This is a genomic window from Gilvimarinus gilvus (assembly GCF_030518155.1).
Classification (GTDB): Bacteria; Pseudomonadota; Gammaproteobacteria; order Pseudomonadales; family Cellvibrionaceae; genus Gilvimarinus; species Gilvimarinus gilvus.
On sequence record NZ_JAULRU010000203.1, the window covers coordinates 1 to 359 of the forward strand.

At 66.0% G+C, this 359-nt stretch carries 1 protein-coding gene; it reads left to right on the forward strand.

The genetic code is table 11. The features are described from left to right. The coding region (locus tag QWI17_RS01640) for an MFS transporter (protein ID WP_302720746.1) at positions 1-359 on the forward strand (359 nt) is incomplete at both ends.

Sequence of the window (359 nt, forward strand, 5' to 3'; positions counted from 1 at the left end):
TGCTTCGGCTCGCTGATGATCGCCTGCCTGCCCACCTATGCCAGCATTGGCACCTGGGCCCCGGCGCTGCTGTTGCTGGCGCGCCTGATCCAGGGCCTGTCGGTGGGTGGCGAATACGGCACCTCGGCAACCTACCTCAGCGAAATGGCCAGCAAGGACCGCCGCGGCTTCTTCTCCAGCTTCCAGTACGTGACCCTCATCTCCGGCCAGCTCATCGCCCTGGCAGTGCTGATCGTCCTGCAACAGACCCTGACCACCGAGCAGCTGTATGCCTGGGGCTGGCGCGTACCCTTCGTGATCGGTGCGCTGTGCGCCGTGGTCGCGCTGTACCTGCGCCGTGGCATGGAGGAAACCGCCTC